The organism is Curtobacterium sp. 18060 (genome assembly GCF_902706105.1).
In the GTDB taxonomy this organism is placed as follows: Bacteria; Actinomycetota; Actinomycetes; order Actinomycetales; family Microbacteriaceae; genus Curtobacterium.
Genome location: NZ_CACSJV010000003.1, coordinates 81,067 through 98,625, shown reverse-complemented (window position 1 = coordinate 98,625; position 17,559 = coordinate 81,067). Strand labels below are relative to the sequence as shown.

Annotated in this window: 17 protein-coding genes; 3 read left to right on the top strand and 14 right to left on the bottom strand. The window is 71.5% G+C overall.

Annotation, left to right across the window (positions count from 1 at the left end):
• Positions 1 to 10: 10 nt before the first annotated feature.
• From pyrF to GVL05_RS02910, 10 genes are all read right to left on the bottom strand, one after another.
• Positions 11 to 895, bottom strand: coding sequence for an orotidine-5'-phosphate decarboxylase (gene pyrF, locus GVL05_RS02955; protein WP_327785629.1), 885 nt, complete (start codon positions 893 to 895; stop codon positions 11 to 13).
• On the bottom strand, positions 892 to 4,185 hold the full coding sequence (carB, locus tag GVL05_RS02950) for a carbamoyl-phosphate synthase large subunit (protein ID WP_159571154.1): 3,294 nt from the start codon (positions 4,183 to 4,185) through the stop codon (positions 892 to 894). Before carB ends, pyrF begins: the two co-directional genes overlap by 4 nt.
• Positions 4,185 to 5,384, bottom strand: coding sequence for a glutamine-hydrolyzing carbamoyl-phosphate synthase small subunit (carA, locus tag GVL05_RS02945; protein WP_123671707.1), 1,200 nt, complete (start codon positions 5,382 to 5,384; stop codon positions 4,185 to 4,187). Before carA ends, carB begins: the two co-directional genes overlap by 1 nt.
• Complete coding sequence (locus tag GVL05_RS02940) at positions 5,381 to 5,944, bottom strand: hypothetical protein (protein WP_123294318.1); 564 nt, start codon at positions 5,942 to 5,944, stop codon at positions 5,381 to 5,383. Before GVL05_RS02940 ends, carA begins: the two co-directional genes overlap by 4 nt.
• Entirely contained in the window at positions 5,941 to 7,299 is a 1,359-nt protein-coding gene (locus GVL05_RS02935) for a dihydroorotase (protein ID WP_159571151.1), read from the bottom strand. The genes GVL05_RS02940 and GVL05_RS02935 overlap by 4 nt, the downstream gene beginning before the upstream one ends.
• The gene (locus GVL05_RS02930) at positions 7,296 to 8,255 is read right to left on the bottom strand and encodes an aspartate carbamoyltransferase catalytic subunit (protein ID WP_111083912.1); all 960 of its coding nucleotides are present in this window, start codon (positions 8,253 to 8,255) and stop codon (positions 7,296 to 7,298) included. The genes GVL05_RS02935 and GVL05_RS02930 overlap by 4 nt, the downstream gene beginning before the upstream one ends.
• Positions 8,255 to 8,854, bottom strand: a complete 600-nt coding sequence (gene pyrR, locus GVL05_RS02925) for a bifunctional pyr operon transcriptional regulator/uracil phosphoribosyltransferase PyrR (protein ID WP_111083911.1) — start codon at positions 8,852 to 8,854, stop codon at positions 8,255 to 8,257. Before pyrR ends, GVL05_RS02930 begins: the two co-directional genes overlap by 1 nt.
• A 24-nt stretch (positions 8,855 to 8,878) precedes the next feature.
• Complete coding sequence (nusB, locus tag GVL05_RS02920; RefSeq protein WP_123294314.1) at positions 8,879 to 9,331, bottom strand: transcription antitermination factor NusB; 453 nt, start codon at positions 9,329 to 9,331, stop codon at positions 8,879 to 8,881.
• 11 nt (positions 9,332 to 9,342) lie between these two features.
• Positions 9,343 to 9,906 (bottom strand): elongation factor P, encoded by a 564-nt coding sequence (efp, locus tag GVL05_RS02915; protein WP_111083909.1) that lies wholly within the window; start codon positions 9,904 to 9,906, stop codon positions 9,343 to 9,345.
• 90 nt (positions 9,907 to 9,996) lie between these two features.
• Complete coding sequence (locus GVL05_RS02910; RefSeq protein ID WP_159571148.1) at positions 9,997 to 11,688, bottom strand: AarF/ABC1/UbiB kinase family protein; 1,692 nt, start codon at positions 11,686 to 11,688, stop codon at positions 9,997 to 9,999.
• 135 nt (positions 11,689 to 11,823) lie between these two features.
• On the opposite strand from GVL05_RS02910, the gene GVL05_RS02905 reads away from it, so the two are divergent.
• Both GVL05_RS02905 and GVL05_RS02900 read left to right on the top strand, forming a co-directional pair.
• Positions 11,824 to 12,126 carry a hypothetical protein gene (locus tag GVL05_RS02905; RefSeq protein ID WP_131846504.1) on the top strand — a complete coding sequence of 101 codons (303 nt, stop codon included), beginning with the start codon at positions 11,824 to 11,826 and terminating at the stop codon, positions 12,124 to 12,126.
• Positions 12,126 to 12,305 carry a hypothetical protein gene (locus GVL05_RS02900; RefSeq protein ID WP_123937793.1) on the top strand — a complete coding sequence of 60 codons (180 nt, stop codon included), beginning with the start codon at positions 12,126 to 12,128 and terminating at the stop codon, positions 12,303 to 12,305. Before GVL05_RS02905 ends, GVL05_RS02900 begins: the two co-directional genes overlap by 1 nt.
• Positions 12,306 to 12,312: 7 nt before the next feature.
• Here the strand turns inward: GVL05_RS02900 and GVL05_RS02895 are convergent, their stop codons facing one another.
• The gene (locus GVL05_RS02895; protein ID WP_131920070.1) at positions 12,313 to 12,927 is read right to left on the bottom strand and encodes a deaminase; all 615 of its coding nucleotides are present in this window, start codon (positions 12,925 to 12,927) and stop codon (positions 12,313 to 12,315) included.
• A gap of 403 nt (positions 12,928 to 13,330) precedes the next feature.
• On the opposite strand from GVL05_RS02895, the gene GVL05_RS02890 reads away from it, so the two are divergent.
• On the top strand, positions 13,331 to 14,644 hold the full coding sequence (locus GVL05_RS02890) for an LLM class flavin-dependent oxidoreductase (RefSeq protein ID WP_200849142.1): 1,314 nt from the start codon (positions 13,331 to 13,333) through the stop codon (positions 14,642 to 14,644).
• On the opposite strand, the gene aroB is transcribed toward GVL05_RS02890, so the two are convergent.
• Genes aroB through aroC form a run of 3 tightly spaced genes read right to left on the bottom strand, consistent with a single transcriptional unit; the run spans position 14,641 to position 17,542 of the window.
• The gene (gene aroB, locus GVL05_RS02885) at positions 14,641 to 15,738 is read right to left on the bottom strand and encodes a 3-dehydroquinate synthase (protein WP_200849141.1); all 1,098 of its coding nucleotides are present in this window, start codon (positions 15,736 to 15,738) and stop codon (positions 14,641 to 14,643) included. The genes GVL05_RS02890 and aroB overlap by 4 nt on opposite strands.
• Positions 15,735 to 16,262 carry a shikimate kinase gene (locus GVL05_RS02880; protein ID WP_327785630.1) on the bottom strand — a complete coding sequence of 176 codons (528 nt, stop codon included), beginning with the start codon at positions 16,260 to 16,262 and terminating at the stop codon, positions 15,735 to 15,737. The genes aroB and GVL05_RS02880 overlap by 4 nt, the downstream gene beginning before the upstream one ends.
• Before the next feature lie 59 nt (positions 16,263 to 16,321).
• Positions 16,322 to 17,542 carry a chorismate synthase gene (aroC, locus tag GVL05_RS02875; protein ID WP_123294309.1) on the bottom strand — a complete coding sequence of 407 codons (1,221 nt, stop codon included), beginning with the start codon at positions 17,540 to 17,542 and terminating at the stop codon, positions 16,322 to 16,324.
• Between the last annotated feature and the right edge of the window lie 17 nt (positions 17,543 to 17,559).

Here is a 17,559-nt window from a genome sequence, read left to right as displayed (position 1 = left end):
CCGTCGGCGGTCATGCTGCGGCCCCGAGTGCCGCGCGGATCCGGTCGGCGCGGTCGGACACGAGTGCCGCGACCCCGTCCGGACCGTCGGTCAGCAGACCGCGCGACTCGCTCACGAGCACCTGCTCGGCGCGCGCACCGTACAGCGCACGGAGGTCCTCGATCCGGGCGCCCTGGGCACCGAAGCCCGGGGCGAGCACCGGCGCGGTGCCGATCGCGTCCGCGTCGATGCCGAAGTCGTCGAGGTGAAGGGTCGCGCCGAGCACGAGCCCGACGTCGCCGAGGGCCTGGTCGCCCGCGGCCCGGTTGTCGTCTGCCACGTCCAAGACGATACCGGCAGCCACGGACCGCCCGGCACGCGGGCCCTCCGCCAGGACCGCGGTCTGCAGCACCCGCGCCTCCGGGTTGCTCGTCGCGGCGAGCACGAAGACCCCGGCACCGTTCCGCCGAGCGACGTCGACCGTCCCGCTGAGCGAGCCGTAGCCCAGGTACGGCGACACCGTCATCGCGTCGGCCGCGAACGGCCCGTCACGGTCGAGCCACGCGAGTGCGTAGTCGTCACCGGTCGACCCGATGTCGCCCCGCTTCACGTCGGCGACGACCAGGAGGCCCGCATCACGTGCACGACGGATCGTCGCGTCGAGCGCGCGGTAGCCCGCCACCCCCGCCGCCTCGAAGAACGCGATCTGCGGCTTCACGATCGCCGCGCGGCCGGCGGCCGCGTCGACCAGGGCCGCGCCGAAGGCGGCCAGTCCCTGCTCGTCGCGACCGAGCCCCCACGCCGCCAGGGTGGTGGCGTGGGGGTCGATGCCGACGCAGAGCGGTGAACGCTCGCGCATCGCGGACGCGAGCCGATCACCGAAGGAGGCCGGGCCTCCCGTACGCCCCTCGCTCACCAGGTGGCGCGCTCCCGCGCGTAGTCCTGCAGGCTCCGGACGTTGAGCGGCGTGCCGATCGTCTCGATCGCCGCGACCGCCGCACCGATCTGCGCGATCGTCGTGAACAGCGGCTTGTCCGCTGCGACCGTGGCCGCACGGATCTCGTACCCGTCCGCACGACCGGCGGCACCCGACGGCGTGTTGATGACGATGTCGACCTCGTTGCGCGTCAGCAGGTCGACGACGCTCTCGCCGCCCTGGCTGTACTTGCCAACGATGCCGACCTCGATGCCGTTGCGGCGGAGGATCTCCGCCGTACCCTCGGTCGCGATGATCGTGAAGCCCAGCTGCTGCAGGCGGTGCACCGGCAGCACGATGGCGCGCTTGTCGGTGTCCGCGACGCTCACGAAGACCGTGCCGCTGGTCGGCAGGCCGCCGTACGCGGCGTCCTGCGACTTGAGGAACGCCCGTGGGAAGTCGCGGTCGATGCCCATGACCTCGCCGGTGGAGCGCATCTCGGGGCTGAGCACCGAGTCGACGACCTGGCCCTCGCGGGTGCGGAAGCGGCGGAAGGGCAGGACGGCCTCCTTGACGGCGACCGGGGCCTCCATCGGGACGAACGCCCCGTCGCGGGCCGGCAGCATGCCCTCGGCGACGAGCTCGTCGACGCTCGTGCCGGTCATGATGCGCGACGCGGCCTTGGCCAGCGCGATGCCGAGCGCCTTCGAGACGAACGGGACCGTGCGGCTGGCGCGCGGGTTCGCCTCGAGGACGTAGAGCACGCCGGCGCCGATGGCGAACTGGACGTTGAGCAGGCCCTGCACGCCGATGCCGCGGGCGATCTTCTCGGTCGCGTCGACGACGCCCTGGATCTCGGCGCGGCCGAGTCCGACCGGGGGCAGGGTGCACGCGGAGTCACCGGAGTGGATGCCGGCCTCTTCCAGGTGCTCCATGATGCCGCCGATGTAGAGCCGCTCACCGTCGAAGAGCGCGTCGACGTCGATCTCCACCGCGTCGTCCAGGAACCGGTCGACGAGCAGCGGGAGCTCCGGGCCGATGATCGCCTGGTCGGCCATCCGGTCGAAGTAGTCGGCGAGCGACGGGGAGTCGTACAGGATCTCCATGCCGCGGCCGCCGAGCACGAAGGACGGGCGGACGAGCACCGGGTAGCCGATCTCCTCGGCCACGGCGGTCGCGCTCGCCAGGTCGTGGGCGGTGCCGTTGCGCGGCGCGAGCAGCCCCGCGGCGTCGAGGATGGCGGAGAACTGGCCGCGCTCCTCGGCGGAGTCGATCGCCGTCGGGCTGGTGCCGAGGATCGGGATCCCCGCCGCCTCGAGCGGCTTCGCCAGGCCCAGGGCGGTCTGCCCGCCGAGCTGCACGACGACGCCGACGAGCTCACCCGACGCCGCCTCGGCCTCGATGACCTCGAGGACGTCCTCGGCCGTGAGCGGCTCGAAGTACAGGCGGTCCGAGGTGTCGTAGTCGGTGGAGACCGTCTCGGGGTTGCAGTTGATCATGATCGTCTCGAACCCGGCGTCGCTCAGCGCGAAGGACGCGTGCACGCAGGAGTAGTCGAACTCGACGCCCTGGCCGATGCGGTTCGGGCCGGAGCCCAGGATGACGACCTTCTTGCGGTCGCTCGCGACCACCTCGGTCTCGGCGTCGTACGACGAGTAGTGGTACGGCGTCAGGGCCGGGAACTCGCCGGCGCAGGTGTCGACGGTCTTGAAGACGGGGCGGATGCCGAGGGCGTGCCGGTGGTCGCGGACCTGCTGCTCGCTGACCGGGTGCTCCGGGGTGCTGCGCAGCGCCGCGATCTGGGTGTCGCTGAAGCCGTGCTCCTTGGCCCAGCGGATGGTGTCCGCGTCGAGCTCGTCGGCGGCCGCGACCTCGGCGGCGACCTCGTTGATGAGCACGATCTGGTCGATGAACCACGGGTCGATCTTCGTGGCTTCGAAGACCTCGGCGGCGGTGGCGCCGGCGACCAGGGCCTGCTGCACCGTGACGATCCGGCCGTCGGTGGGGATGGACGACTTCGCGAGCAGGGCGTCCTTGTCGAGCTCCGACGCCGGGGTGTCCCAGTGGAAGCTCGAGCCGCGCTTCTCGAGCGAGCGCAGCGACTTCTGCAGCGCCGTCGCGTAGTTGCGGCCGATGGCCATCGCCTCGCCGACGCTCTTCATCGTCGTGGTGAGCGTGGCGTCCGCCGCGGGGAACTTCTCGAACGCGAAGCGCGGGGTCTTCACGACCACGTAGTCGAGCGTCGGCTCGAAGCTGGCCGGGGTCACCTTCGTGATGTCGTTCTGGATCTCGTCCAGGCGGTACCCGATGGCGAGCTTCGCGGCGATCTTCGCGATCGGGAAGCCCGTGGCCTTCGAGGCCAGCGCCGACGAGCGGGAGACGCGCGGGTTCATCTCGATGACGATCAGGCGGCCGTTCGACGGGTCGACGGCGAACTGGATGTTGCAACCACCGGTGTCGACACCGACGCGACGGATGATGTCGATGCCGATGTTGCGCATGTTCTGGTACTCGCGGTCGGTGAGCGTGAGCGCCGGGGCGACGGTGATCGAGTCGCCGGTGTGCACGCCGACCGGGTCGACGTTCTCGATGGAGCAGATGACGACGGTGTTGTCGTAGTTGTCGCGCATCAGCTCGAGCTCGTACTCCTTCCAGCCGAGGATCGATTCCTCGAGCAGGACCTCGGTCGTCGGGCTGGACTGCAGCCCGTCGCCGACGAAGCGGACGAGCTCGGCTTCGTCGTACGCGAAGCCCGAACCGAGACCACCCATGGTGAAGGACGGGCGGACGACGAGCGGGTAGCCGAGGTCCTTCGCGAACTCCTTCGCCTCTTCCAGCGTGTGGGCGATGTGGCTCCGGGCCACGTCGGCGCCGGACTCGAGCACGAGCTCCTTGAAGAGCTGGCGGTCCTCACCGCGCTGGATGGCGTCCACCTTGGCACCGATGAGCTCGACGCCGTGCTTCTCGAGGATGCCGGCCTCGTCGAGCGCGATCGCCGCGTTCAGGGCGGTCTGGCCGCCCAGCGTCGGCAGGACGGCGTCCGGCTTCTCGATGCGGATGATCTCCTCGAGGCACGCGTTCGTGATCGGCTCGATGTAGGTCGCGTCGGCGAAGTCGGGGTCGGTCATGATCGTCGCCGGGTTCGGGTTGACGAGGATGACCCGGACGCCCTCGGCGCGGAGGACACGGCACGCCTGGGTGCCGGAGTAGTCGAACTCGGCGGCCTGACCGATGACGATCGGGCCGGAACCGATGACGAGGACGGAGTTGATGTCTGCGCGCTTGGGCATCAGTTCGCTTCCTTGGTGATGTCTGCTGCGGGAGTGGTCGCGTCGGCGGTGGCCGCGTCGAGCGGCTCCCCGTCACGTCGCGCGCGCACCAGGTCCGCGAACCGGTCGAAGAGGTACATGCTGTCGTGCGGACCAGCGGCGGCCTCGGGGTGGTACTGCACGCTGAACGCGGGCACGTCGAGCGCCCGCAGGCCCTCGACCACGTCGTCGTTCAGCGAGTAGTGCGAGACCTCGACGCGGCCGAACCCGGCCGGCGACTCGAGGACCTGCCCCAGGGGAGCGTCGACCGCGAAGCCGTGGTTCTGGCTCGTGATCTCGACCTTGCCCGTGGTGGTGTCGAGCACCGGCTGGTTGATGCCGCGGTGCCCGAAGGGCAGCTTGTAGGTGCCGAAGCCGAGCGCGCGGCCGAGCAGCTGGTTGCCGAAGCAGATGCCGAAGAACGGGCGCCCGGTCCGCAGGCTGCCCTGCAGCAGTTCGACCTGGGCGTCCGACGCGGCGGGGTCGCCGGGGCCGTTCGAGTAGAACAGGGCGTCCGGTGCGAGCTCCTCGAGCGCCGCCGCGGAGATGTCCTGCGGGACGACGTGCACCTCGAACCCGCGCTGGGCGAGGTAGCGGGTGGTCGACGCCTTCACGCCCAGGTCGAGCACGGCCAGCCGGCCGATCTGCTCGCCCTCGGCGGGCACCACGTAGGTCTCCGGGGTGGACACGATCGCCGAGAAGCTCGCGCCGGCCATCGTGGCCTGCGACCGGACGGCGTCCAGCTGCTCCGACTCCGACAGCTGCGCATCGGCGCCGCTGAACACGCCGCCCTTCATGGCGCCGGCGTCGCGGATCCGGCGCGTGAGGGCGCGGGTGTCGATGCCGGAGATCCCGACGATGCCGTCGCGCACCAGGTGGTCGTCGAGCGACGCATTCGCGCGGTGGTTCGACACCACGCGGCTGGGGTCGCGCACCACGTACCCGGCAACCCAGATGCGACGGGACTCGGGGTCCTCGTCGTTGACCCCGGTGTTGCCGATGTGCGGCGCGGTCTGCACCACGATCTGGCCGGCGTAGGACGGATCGGTCAGCGTCTCCTGGTAGCCGGTCATGCCGGTCGCGAAGACCACCTCGCCGAGCGTGCGCCCGCGGGCGCCGTAGGCCCAGCCGTCGTACCGGGTGCCGTCTTCGAGGACCAGGACGGCCCGTTCGCGTGTCATGCTTTCTTCCCTTCGCCCGCGGTTCGCGGGGCATCGGCCGCAGTCGCCTGCGGCCCGGTCTCGGTCAGTCCCTGCAGGGCGAGCAGCGCGGCTGCGTCGCCCTCCGGGAACCGGAAGTACGTGTCGAGGTCCGTCGCACCTGCGGCGCCGGTCGCCGTCCATCGCAGACGGACCAGTCCCCCGGGCTCGACCACCCGGTCGATCGCCCACGTCGAGCGGTCGGCCCCGCGGACCGCAGCACGTGCGATCCAGCGGTCGTCCGCGCCGGCGAGTCGCAGGACCACACCGGTCGCGTGGACGCGCACGCCGCCGCGACCCCGGAACCCGAGTCCGCCGGCGGTGATGCGTTCCAGCGGCTGGTCGGCACGGGTCGTCGCGACGGAGAAACCGTCCCAGGACCCGACTTCCGGTCCGATCGTGGTGGGGACGGGGACGGGAGGCACGGATTCCGCCTGCTTCCTGGTCCGCGTCCGCCAGGTGCGCGCCATGGCGACGAACAGCGCGGCCACCGCGAGCAGGATCACCCCGCCGAGCAACCAGCGCGCGGCGTCGCCGCTCATGCGCGCGCCCCCGTCCGGAGCGCCGCGGCGTGCGCGGCGACGGTGTCGGCGTCGACGAGGCGGGCGTCGAGCACCGTCGGCGCGCCCAGGTGGAACGTGGCGACGACCCGGCCGGGCAGCGTCATGCCGAGGTACGGCGAGTTCTGCGACTGTCCGGCGAGGTCGGCGACCGCGAACTCGCGGCTGGCCGTGGGGTCGTAGAGCGTGATCTCGGCGGGCGCGCCCTCGGTGATGCGCTGACCGTGGCCCTCGACCTGACCGATGCGTGCCGGCGCCTCGGACAGGACCCGGGCGACGTCGGCCCAGTCGAGCTGCCCCGACGCGACGACGGCGGACTGCACGACGCTCAGCGCCGACTCGAGGCCGACCATGCCGTTCGCCGCCGCCGGCCACTCGCAGCACTTCGCCTCGGCGGTGTGCGGTGCGTGGTCGGTCGCGACGATGTCGATGGTGCCGTCGGCCAGGGCGGCGCGGAGGGCGTCGACGTCCTCGCGGGCCCGGAGCGGCGGGTTCACCTTGTAGCGGGCGTCGTACCCGGGGGCGCCGTCGTGCCCGGCGATGAGGTCCTCGGTGAGCACGAGGTGGTGCGGGGTGACCTCGGCGGTGACGTCGATGCCGCGGGACTTGGCCCAGCGGATCACCTCGACGCTGCCGGCGGTCGACACGTGGCAGACGTGCAGCCGCGCGCCCACGTGGTCGGCGAGCAGGACGTCGCGGGCGATGATCGCCTCTTCCGCCACGGCCGGCCAGCCCGCCAGCCCGAGCTCCGACGACAGGCGGCCCTCGTTCATCTGCGCGCCGATGGTGAGTCGGGGTTCCTGCGCGTGCTGCGCGAGCACCCCGCCGAAGCCCTTGATGTACTCGAGTGCGCGGCGCATGAGGAGCGGGTCGGACACGCACGAGCCGTCGTCCGAGAAGACCCGGACCTTCGCCCTGCTCGTCGCCATGGCACCGATCTCGGACAGGTGCGTGCCCTGCAGCCCCTGCGACACCGCTCCGATCGGGCGGACCGTGACGTAGCCGGCGTCGTCGCCGAGTGCCTGCACCTGCTCGACGACCCCGGCGGTGTCGGCGACCGGGCTCGAGTTCGCCATCGCGTTGACGGCGGTGAAGCCTCCCGCCGCCGCGGCGCGCGAGCCGGTGAGGACCGTCTCGGATTCCTCGTGACCGGGCTCGCGCAGGTGGGTGTGCAGGTCGACGAGACCCGGCAGGGCGATGAGCCCGTCGGCGTCGACGACCGTGGCACCGCTCGCGTCCACACCGGACCCGATCGCCGTGATGCGGCCGTCCTGCAGTCGGATGTCGGCGCGCGAGCCGTCGACCAGCTGCGCGCCGCGGATCAGGTGAGCGGTCATGCTGCGGACTCCTTCGGTTCGGTGCCGGTCAGGGCCAGGTAGAGGACCGCCATGCGGACCGAGACGCCGTTCTCGACCTGCTCGACCACGGTGGAACGGGGGTCGTCGGCAGCGACGCCGGCGATCTCCAGCCCGCGGTTCATCGGACCGGGGTGCATGATCAGTGTGCGCTCGGACAGTCGCGCGAACCGCGCAGCCGTCAGGCCCCAGTGCCGCGTGTACTCGCGCGGGTTCGGGAAGAACGCGTCGTCCATCCGCTCCTGCTGGATCCGGAGCGTCATGACGACGTCCGGGTCCTCGGCCAGGGCGGCGTCGAGGTCGTGGTGCACCGCGGCCCCGAACGGGGTCGTGGTGGCGGGCAGGAGCGTCGGCGGTGCGGCGAAGGTCACGCTCGCGCCGAGGGTCCGGAGCAGCCACGCGTTCGACCGGGCGACGCGGCTGTGCAGCACGTCGCCGACGATCAGTACCCTGACACCGTCGAGGCCCTGTCCACGTGAGCCGGCACCGTGCAGGCGACGGCGCATGGTGAAGGCGTCGAGCAGCGCCTGCGTCGGGTGCTCGTGCGTGCCGTCGCCGGCGTTCACCACGGGGACGTCGATCCAGTCGGCGTCGGCGAGCACGCGCGGCGCACCGGACGCGCCGTGCCGCATCACGATGCCGTCGATGCCCATCGCGCCGAGGGTCTGCACGGTGTCCTTGAGGGACTCACCCTTGGAGACGCTCGAGCCCTTGGCCGCGAAGTTGATGACGTCGGCCGACAGGCGCTTCGCCGCGGCCTCGAACGAGATGCGCGTGCGGGTCGAGTCCTCGAAGAACAGGTTCACGACGGTCTTGCCGCGCAGGGCCGGGAGCTTCCGGACCTCGCGCGTGTTGACCTCGGCCATCTCCTCGGCGACGTCGAGGATGTGCACGGCCTGGTCGCGCGACAGGTCGGCGGTGGAGAGCAGGTGCCGCATCACGCCACCCCCTGCTCGATGAACACGGTGTCGTCGCCGTCGGTCTCGGACAGGTGCAGGGTGACCCGCTCGTCCGAGGCGGTCGGCAGGTTCTTGCCCACGTGGTCCGCGCGGATCGGCAGCTCGCGGTGGCCGCGGTCGACGAGCACGGCGAGCCGGACGGCGCGCGGCCGGCCGATCCCCTGCAGGGCGTCGAGCGCTGCCCGGACCGTGCGACCGGAGTACAGGACGTCGTCGACGAGCACGACGACCTTGCCGTCGATGCCGCCGGCGGGGATCACCGTGCGGTGCGGGGCACGACCGATGCCGTGCCCGAGGTCGTCCCGGTGCATGGTCACGTCGAGCGTGCCGACCCGTTCGGATCCGATGCCGGCCCGCGCGGACTGCCACTCGGGCTCGATGTCCGCCAGGACGCGGCCCAGCCGTTCGGCGAGCACGGCGCCCCGGGTCGGGATGCCCAGGAGGACGAGGTCCGAGCCGCCGTGGTTGGCCTCGAGGATCTCGTGTGCGATGCGCGTCAGAGCGCGCGTGATGTCGGGTTGCTGCAGGACCGTTCTGGTACCCACGTCGACCCCCTTCCCCGCCTCACTGGACGGCATTAAAGGATGCTGACGTGCACAAGCCTAGCGGGACTCCTGGTCCCCTGCGACCGTCCGACCGGACGGTGCACGACCGCCGGCGACGGCTCCGAGGACACCGTTCACGAAGCCCGCGGAGTCCTCGGTCGAGAGCGACTGGGCGAGCTCGACGGCCTCGGCGATCGCGACGGCGTCCGGCACCTCCGGGTTGAACCGGAGCTCCCAGACGGCCATCCGCAGGATGCAGCGGTCGAGGACCGGCATCCGGGCGATCGACCACCCCTGGGCGTGGTCGATGATGACGGAGTCGATCTCGTGGCGGGCGTCGTCGACGCCCGTCACGATCTGCCGTGCGTAGTCCCAGCTCGAGGCACGCTCGGGCTGGTCCAGGTGACGGACGGTCTCGGTCGCCAGGACGTCCGTGATCGGGAGCTCACGCACCTCGGCCACGTACAGCATGTCGAGGGCGCGCTTGCGGGCCTTCGAACGAGCACTCATACGGACGTCGCCTAGGAGTTGACGCGGCCGAGGAAGCTGCCGTCGCGCGTGTCGATCTTCACCGTGGTGCCGCTCTCGAGGTAGAGCGGGACCTGGATGCGGTGGCCGGTCGCGATGATGGTCGCGTCCTTGGTGCCACCGGAGGAGCGGTCGCCCTGCAGGCCCGGCTCGGTCTCGACCTCGGTCACGATCGACGTCGGGAGCTCGACGTAGAGCGGGTTGCCCTCGTTCATCGCGATGGTGACCATCGCGGACTCGAGCAGGTAGTTCTTCGCGTCGCCGACGACCGTCGCCGAGACCGGGATCTGGTCGTAGGTGTCGGTGTCCATGAACACGTACGAGTCGCCGTCCTCGTAGAGGAACTGGTAGTCACGGCGGTCGACCACGGCGGTGTCGATCTTCGCGCCGGCGTTGAAGGTGCGGTCGACGACCTTGCCGGAGACGACGTTCTTCAGCTTGGTGCGGACGAACGCGCCACCCTTGCCGGGCTTGACGTGCTGGAACTCCACGACCGACCACAGCTGGCCGTCGATGATGAGAACGGCGCCGTTCTTGATGTCAGTGGTACTGGCCATGAGTCTTCGGTGTCCCGTTCGGTCGTGTTGTGAAAGGTCTTCGGGCCGCGCTGGCCCCGGACGAGTGTAGCGGACGCCCGCCCGTCGCCATCAGCGCCGTCGCCGGGCGCGCCAGGAGTCGATCGCCGCCCAGCCGAGCAGCACCACGGCCGCTCCCCCGAGCAGTACCCCGGCCACCGCGGTCGAGATCGCCGCGTCCGGTCGGGCGGGCAGTGCCAGGTAGACGATCGCCAGGATCCCGGCACCGGCGCCGAGCAGCACGAGCAGGATGCGCCGGATCATGCCGGACACGAGCTCGCGGTCGCGGCGGTCCGCGAAGAGCCGGATGTTGACGGTGAACTTGCCCGTCTCGATCGCCTCGCCGATCCGGTCGACCCGGCGGGGCAGTCGTCGGGCCGCGGAGACGACGCCGATCAGCTCCTTCGCCGCCAGGTCGCGCAGCTTGCCGGGGCGCAGCTGGTCGGTGATCTGCTCACGGGCGAGCCCGCGGGACTCCTCGAGCAGGTCGAACGACGGCGCGAGCGTGCGGAGCGTGCCCTCGAAGATCGCCAGCGCCCGCGCGGCCGCGACGAAGTCCGGCGGCGCCTTGAGCCGGTACCGCCCGAACACCTCGACGGCGTCGTCGACCGTCTCGACGCCGATGCGCGCGCCCGGTCCGAGCTCGTCCGCGACGAAGCGCGCGATGTCCCGACGGAAGTCGGGCTCGTCGTGCGCGTCGCGCACCGGTGCCATCCGCAGGACCGCATCGGCGATCCGCGAGGTGTCGTCCTGCAGGTAGGCGACCAGCAGGTCCTGGACCGTGTCCCGGAGGGTCGGGTCGAGCCTCCCGACCGATCCGAAGTCGATCAACGCGGGCCGCCCGTCGGGCAGCACCAGGACGTTCCCGGGGTGCAGGTCGGCGTGGTACAAGCCGTCGAAGACGACCTGTCGCAGGAACGCGCGGAGGATCGCGCGCATCGGGCCGTCGAGGTCGCGGTCCGCGCGCTCGGCGCGGATCGCGCTGAGCGTGTCGCCCTCCAGGAACTCCATCACGAGCACGCGGCGCCCGGACAGGTCCGGGTACGGGTCCGGGAACCGGACCTCGTCCGGACGGGCACTGCGGGCCTGTGCGGCACGCAGGGCGGTGAGGTTCCGCAGCTCGGAGACGAAGTCGACCTGGCGGACCAGGTCGTCGGCGTACTGCGCGGCCACGTCCTGCACGCCGACCTGCCGGGCCTCGGTCGACCATCGCGCCATGAATCGGACGACACGGAGCGCGATGTCGACGTCGCGGCGGACGGCGGCGTCGATGCCGGGACGCTGCACCTTGACCGCGACCGCGGTGCCGTCGGGCAGGCCGGCGCGGTGGACCTGGGCGATCGAGGCCGCGGCGACGGGCACCGGGTCGAAGGACGCGAAGACCTGGTCGACCGGTGCGCCGAGTTCCTGTTCGAGCAGGGCGAGCACCTGGTCGGCGGGGGCGGCGGTGACGTTGCGCTGCAGGTGGGCGAGTCCCTCGGTCCACTCCTCCGGTAGCAGGTCGTCGCGGGTGGAGAGCAGCTGGCCCATCTTCACGAACCCGCCGCCCGCTTCCTCGAGCGCACGGCGCAGGTGCTCGGCCTGGCTGCGGCGCAGGTCGGAGGTGGCCGGGTCGTGCGAGAAGTCGAGGCGACGGAACGGGACGAGGCGGTGGCGTCTCGCGATCGACAGCAGTTCGGTGAACCGGCGGCCACGGGACCGGAGGGTGCCGGTGTCGGCCTCCTGCGATCCGGACAGGTCGCTCAGTCGGGGTGGGTTGGGCACGTCGTCAGTCTGCTCCCCGCTGCTGGGTCCGCCGGGTGCGCCGGTTGTCGTGCACAGGCCGGGAGGCGCGGTCCGGCATCCACAGGTCGGCTCGCGTGTCGCGTCGGGTCGCGCGCACTGCCGCAGGCTTGCCCCATGGAGACAGCACTGGTCGCGGCGTGCATCGCCGCCGGCGCGGCGATCGTGGCGGCGGTCGTCAGCTGGTTCGGGGCGTTCCAGAGCCGGCGGACGACCGATCGAGAACACGCCTGGAAGCGGTTCACCTGGTCGCTCGCCCAGCCACGAGGCGGCGGTGCATACGACATTTCGAGAACTGTGCTCCGGGAACTCGAGACCGTACGGTGGTGGTCGAAGGCGGACCGACGGCTCGCCACTCGTGCACTCCGGAGGCGAACCGCCGCCGATCACGTCCACCCTGAGGAAGAGGAGTCCACCTGATGCCGATCTTGCGACCCTTGCCGGATGCGCCCGACGTGGACGCGGACGACGACGTGCTCTTCGCGTGGGACAACGGAGCCACCGTCGCGGAGTTCCGGGAATGGCAGCGGACCGGCGTCCTCACCGTGTCGATGCAGGTCAAGTGGTGGTGGCGACGGACGCGGCGGGTGTTGCGCTGACGCCGGGTCAGGCGCCGCTGCCGTTGTAGCGCGCGGTGGCACCGGACTCGACCAGGTCGCGGTAGCGCTCGAGCGCCGTCTCGGCACCGGTGCTGTGCTCCTGGTGCACGTCGATCCCCCGAGCAACGAGCTGCTCGCGCCAGTCACCCGGCACCGGGCCCTCGTCGAAGCCCGTGATCCGCTCGACCGTGGCTCCGTCGGCGGCGAACTCCAGCGCGGAGACCCCCGACCACAGCAGGGCCCCGAGGCACATCACGCACGGTTGGGCGTTCACCACGAGCACACGCCGGTGGCCGACGTCACGGCCGAGGTTCCAGGCCCCCGTCCGAGCCTGTGCGAGTCCGAGGGTGACGACCTCGGCGTGCATCGACGACAGGTTGGTGTGCAGCACCAGGTTCACCCCGAGGGCGACGACCGCGCCGGTGTCCTCGTCGACGACGGCCGCCGCGAACGGACCGCCGGTGCCCTCCTCGACGTTCCGTTCGGCGAGGGCGTTCACGAGCGCGAACCGCTCCGCACGGGTGCCGAGGTGTTCCGGAGCAGCGGCCTGCGCGTCGCGGAGCCAGTCGGGGACGCCGACGCGGAGCTCGGTCGGGAACGGGGCGAGGGCTGCTGCAGACATGCGGCGACGCTAACGGCGCATCGTTTCGACGGTGTTTCCCGATCGAAACGATGCCGAAACACCGCGCCCGTAGCGTCGTCCACCACCGGCTCGAGCCGGTGGGAGAACGCGACACGAGCACGAGCGACAGGGGGGGGGCGACGATGACGGCACACCACGCGACCGCCGCGTCCCGCTGCTGGCCCCGCGGCGCCATCGCGCACGGACACTGACGTCCGTCCGTCCGTCCGTCCGACCGTTCGTCCGTCTGACCGCCGCGCGCCGATCCCCCGGGCGGTCCACGTGCTCTGGAGCGCGCCGTCCCACCGAGCCGCGCCGAGCCGCGCACCCTGCTCCGTGCCTCCCGGCCGCCCGCCGGAGGCACCCACCCGCCTACTGCACCGTCCCCTCCGAGAGGACCCCCGTGACCACGATCCACCTCGCAATGTTCCTGTTCCCCGGCTACCACCTCGGCGCCTGGCGCCTGCCGGACGCCGTCCCCGAGCTCGACCTCGGCATCGACCACTACGTCCGCGCCGCCGAACTGGCCGAGGCGGCGAAGCTCGACGCCCTGTTCTTCGAGGACCAGGCCGCAGTCCGGCGCAGCAACGACATCCTGGCCGGCGACACCTACGGTGCCGCGAACCCCCGCTCGATCCACTTCGACCCGACGATGCTCCTGCCCGCCCTGGCGATGCGGACCACGCACCTGGGTCTCGCAGCGACGTCGACCACGACCTTCAACGACCCCTACAACCTCGCGCGGCGGTTCTCGACCCTCGACCACATCAGCAAGGGCCGCGCGGGGTGGAACCTCGTGACGTCCTTCAACGAGGACGAAGCCCAGAACTTCGGACTCGACGCCCACGTGCAGCACGCCGCCCGGTACGAGCGGGCGAGCGAGTTCGTCGACGTCGTCACCGGGCTCTGGGACTCGTGGGACCCGGACGCGATCGTGCGCGACAAGGAGTCCGGCACTTACTTCGACATCGAGAAGATGCGGTTCCTGCAGCACGACGGCGAGCACTTCCGCGTGCGAGGACCGCTGACGACGGGTCGGAGTCCGCAGGGACGGCCCGTCGTGTTCCAGGCGGGTGCGTCGGAGCCGGGCCGCGCACTCGCGGCGCGCACCGCCGACGTCGTGTTCACCCTGCAGTCCGACCCGGACGAGAGTCGTGCGTTCCGCGACGACATCCGAGCGCGCGCCGAACGGTTCGGCCGCGACCCCGACCACGTCAAGGTGCTCGTCGGGATGACCCCGATCGTCGGCGACACCGACCAGGACGCCCGCGACCTCGCCGACCGGATGATGGCGTTGATCCCGGACGACCTGGCACTGAGCAACCTGAAGCCCCTCGCCGGTGGCGTCGACTTCCGGCAGTTCGACCTCGACGCGCCCGTGCCGGAGCTGCCCGAGTCGAACGCCGGCAAGTCGCACCGGGCAGCGATCATGGCGGTGTCACGGCAACAGGGGCTGTCCGTCATCGAGACCGCCCGGTACTTCGCCGAGGGCAGCTACCGGAAGATGATCGGGTCGCCGTCGACGATCGCCGACACGATGCAGGCGTGGTCGGAGGCCGGGGCGTGCGACGGGTTCCTGGCGGTGCCGACGCACTTCCCGGCCGGGATCGAGGACTTCACCCAGAAGGTCGTGCCGGAGCTGCAGCGCCGCGGACTGCACCGGACCGAGTACACCGGACCGCACCTGCGCGACCACCTGGGCGTGCAGAAGTACTAGACGCCGACCTCTTGGTAGGCGGTGAACAGCAGGTGGTCTTCGGGGCCCTCGAGGATGACCGGCTTGCCGACACCGTCGAGGATGATGAAGCGGAGCATGCCGGCCCGGGCCTTCTTGTCGCGACGCATCGCGGCGAGGAGGCCCTGCCACCGGCCGAGACCGTACGACGTCGGCAGGTCCAGGGAGTCCAGGATCGCCCGGTGCCGGTCCACGGTCGCGTCGTCGAGGTGGCCCGTCAGGCGTGCGAGCTCGGCGGCGAACACCATGCCGACCGACACCGCAGCACCGTGCCGCCACTGGTACCGCTCCGCGTGCTCGATGGCGTGCCCGAGCGTGTGACCGTAGTTCAGGATCTCGCGTCGTCCCTGCTCGGTGAAGTCGTCGGACACGACCTCGGCCTTCAGGGCGATGGCGAGCTCGACCACGCGGCGGAACTCCGGCGACGTCGGGTCGGTGACGCGGGTGACGTCGGCCTCGATGATGTCCAGGATCTCCGGCACGGCGATGAACCCGGCCTTCACGATCTCGGCGAAGCCGGTGAGGATCTCGTTGCGCGGCAGGGTGCGGACGAGGTCGAGGTCGGCGACCACCGCGCGGGGGGCGGAGAAGGAACCGACCAGGTTCTTGCCCTCGTTCGTGTTGATGCCGGTCTTCCCGCCCACGCTGGCGTCCACCATGCCGAGCACGCTCGTCGGCACCGACACGTACGGCACCCCGCGCAGCCACGTCGCCGCGACGAAGCCCGCCAGGTCGGTGACGGCACCGCCGCCGAGGCCGATGACGGCGTCGGTGCGGGTGAAGTCGGACTGGCCCATGATCTGCCAGCAGAACGACGCGACCTCGATGCGCTTGGCGGCCTCGGCGTCGGGCACCTCGGCGATGAGGGCTTCGAGGCCGGCGTCGACGAGCAGGTCGCGCAGGTCGTTCGCCCGCGCACCGAGGGTCGGGGCGTGCACGATGAGGACCTTGGCGACGCGGGGGCCGAGGATCGCGGGCAGCGAGCCGAGCAGGCCCGAGCCGACCGCCACCACGTAGCCGTCGTCACCGCCGACGCGGATCTCGGTGGTGCCTGCGGGCAGGATCGGGTCGGTCACGGTGCTCCTTCGGTGGTGGGGGCGCTGCTGTCGCTCCGCAGCCAGGTGACGACCTCGTCGACCACCCGGGACATCGGACGGCGCGAGGTGTCGACGACGACGTGCGCGAGCTCGGCGTAGGTCGCCGCACGCTCGTCCATGATCGTCTGCCAGGCGTCGATGCCGCCGTCCGCGAGCAGGGGCCGGTCCGAGCCGGCGATCCGCTCGGCGACGGCCTCGGGCGAGACGGTGAGCAGGACGATGCGGGCGCCGGACAGTGCCTCGCGGGTGGCGGCGTGCGTCACCGCTCCGCCGCCGACGGCGATGACGCCCCCGGTGCCGAGGGCGGTCCGGACGGCGTCGGCCTCGAGGGCACGGAAGGCCGGCTCACCACGGTCGGCGAAGATGCCGGGGATCGGTCCGTGCTCGCGGACGATGACCCGGTCGGTATCGGTGAACGGCACACCCAGCGCCTTCGCGACGCGCTTGCCGACGCTGGACTTGCCGGCGCCCATCGGGCCGATCACGACGACGGGCGCAGCCAGACCTCGCGCGGCGCCGCCGGACGGGAGGTCGCCGGACGCGGCGCCGCCGCCGTTCGTGCTCACGACGCGTCGGCCGGTGCCGCCGGCTCCGTCCGACGGGTGCGGAGCGTCTCCGGGATCGACGCGAGGTAGGCGTCGAGGTTGCGCTTGGTCTCGACGACGTTGTCGCCGCCGAACTTCTCGAGCACGGCGTCGGCGAGCACGAGCGCCACCATCGCCTCGGCCACGACGCCGGCGGCCGGGACCGCGCAGACGTCGGACCGCTGGTGGTGCGCCGAGGCGTCCTCACCCGAGACGACGTCGACGGTGTGCAACGCGTGCGGCACGGTCGCGATCGGCTTCATGCCGGCACGGACGCGCAGGACGGTGCCCGTGGACATGCCGCCTTCGGTGCCACCGGCACGGTCGCTCGTGCGGTAGATCTCGCCGTCCTCGCGGTAGAGCTCGTCATGGGCCGCGGAGCCGCGACGACCAGCGGTCGCGAAGCCGTCGCCGACCTCGACGCCCTTGATCGCCTGGATGCCCATGATCGCCGCGGCCAGACGGGCGTCGAGCCGACGGTCCCACTGCACGTGCGAGCCGAGCCCCGGCGGGACGCCGTAGAACAACACCTCGACGACGCCACCAAGGGTGTCGCCGTCCTTCTTCGCGGCCTCGACCTCGGTCACCATGCGCGCGGAGGTGTCGGCGTCGAAGCAGCGCAACTGGTCGTCGTCGAGACGGTCGACGTCGTCGGGCAGCGGCAGGTCGGTGCCGTCCGGCACACGGACCGTGCCCACCTGCAGGGTGTGCGCGACCGACCGCATGCCGAGTTCGGCGAGGAAGGACTTCGCGACGGCGCCGAGCGCGACGCGGGCCGCGGTCTCACGGGCGCTCGCACGCTCGAGGATCGGGCGGGCCTCGTCGAAGCCGTACTTCTGCATGCCGACCAGGTCGGCGTGGCCCGGACGCGGGCGGGTCAGCGGGGCGCTGCGGCCACGCGACATCTCGGTGGACTCGACCGGCTCGGGGTTCATGACCTCGACCCACTTCGGCCACTCGGTGTTGCCGATCCGGATCGCGATCGGGCTGCCGAGCGAGAACCCGTGCCGGACACCGCCGGACACGTGCAGCTCGTCCTGTTCGAACTTCATGCGCGAGCCGCGACCGTAGCCGAGCTTCCGGCGCGCGAGATCGGTACGGATGGACTCGAACGACACCGGGACACCCGCGGGCAGGCCCTCGAGCATCGCGATCAGTTCGGGTCCGTGGGACTCACCAGCAGTCAACCAACGAAGCATGCTGCAATCCTCCCACA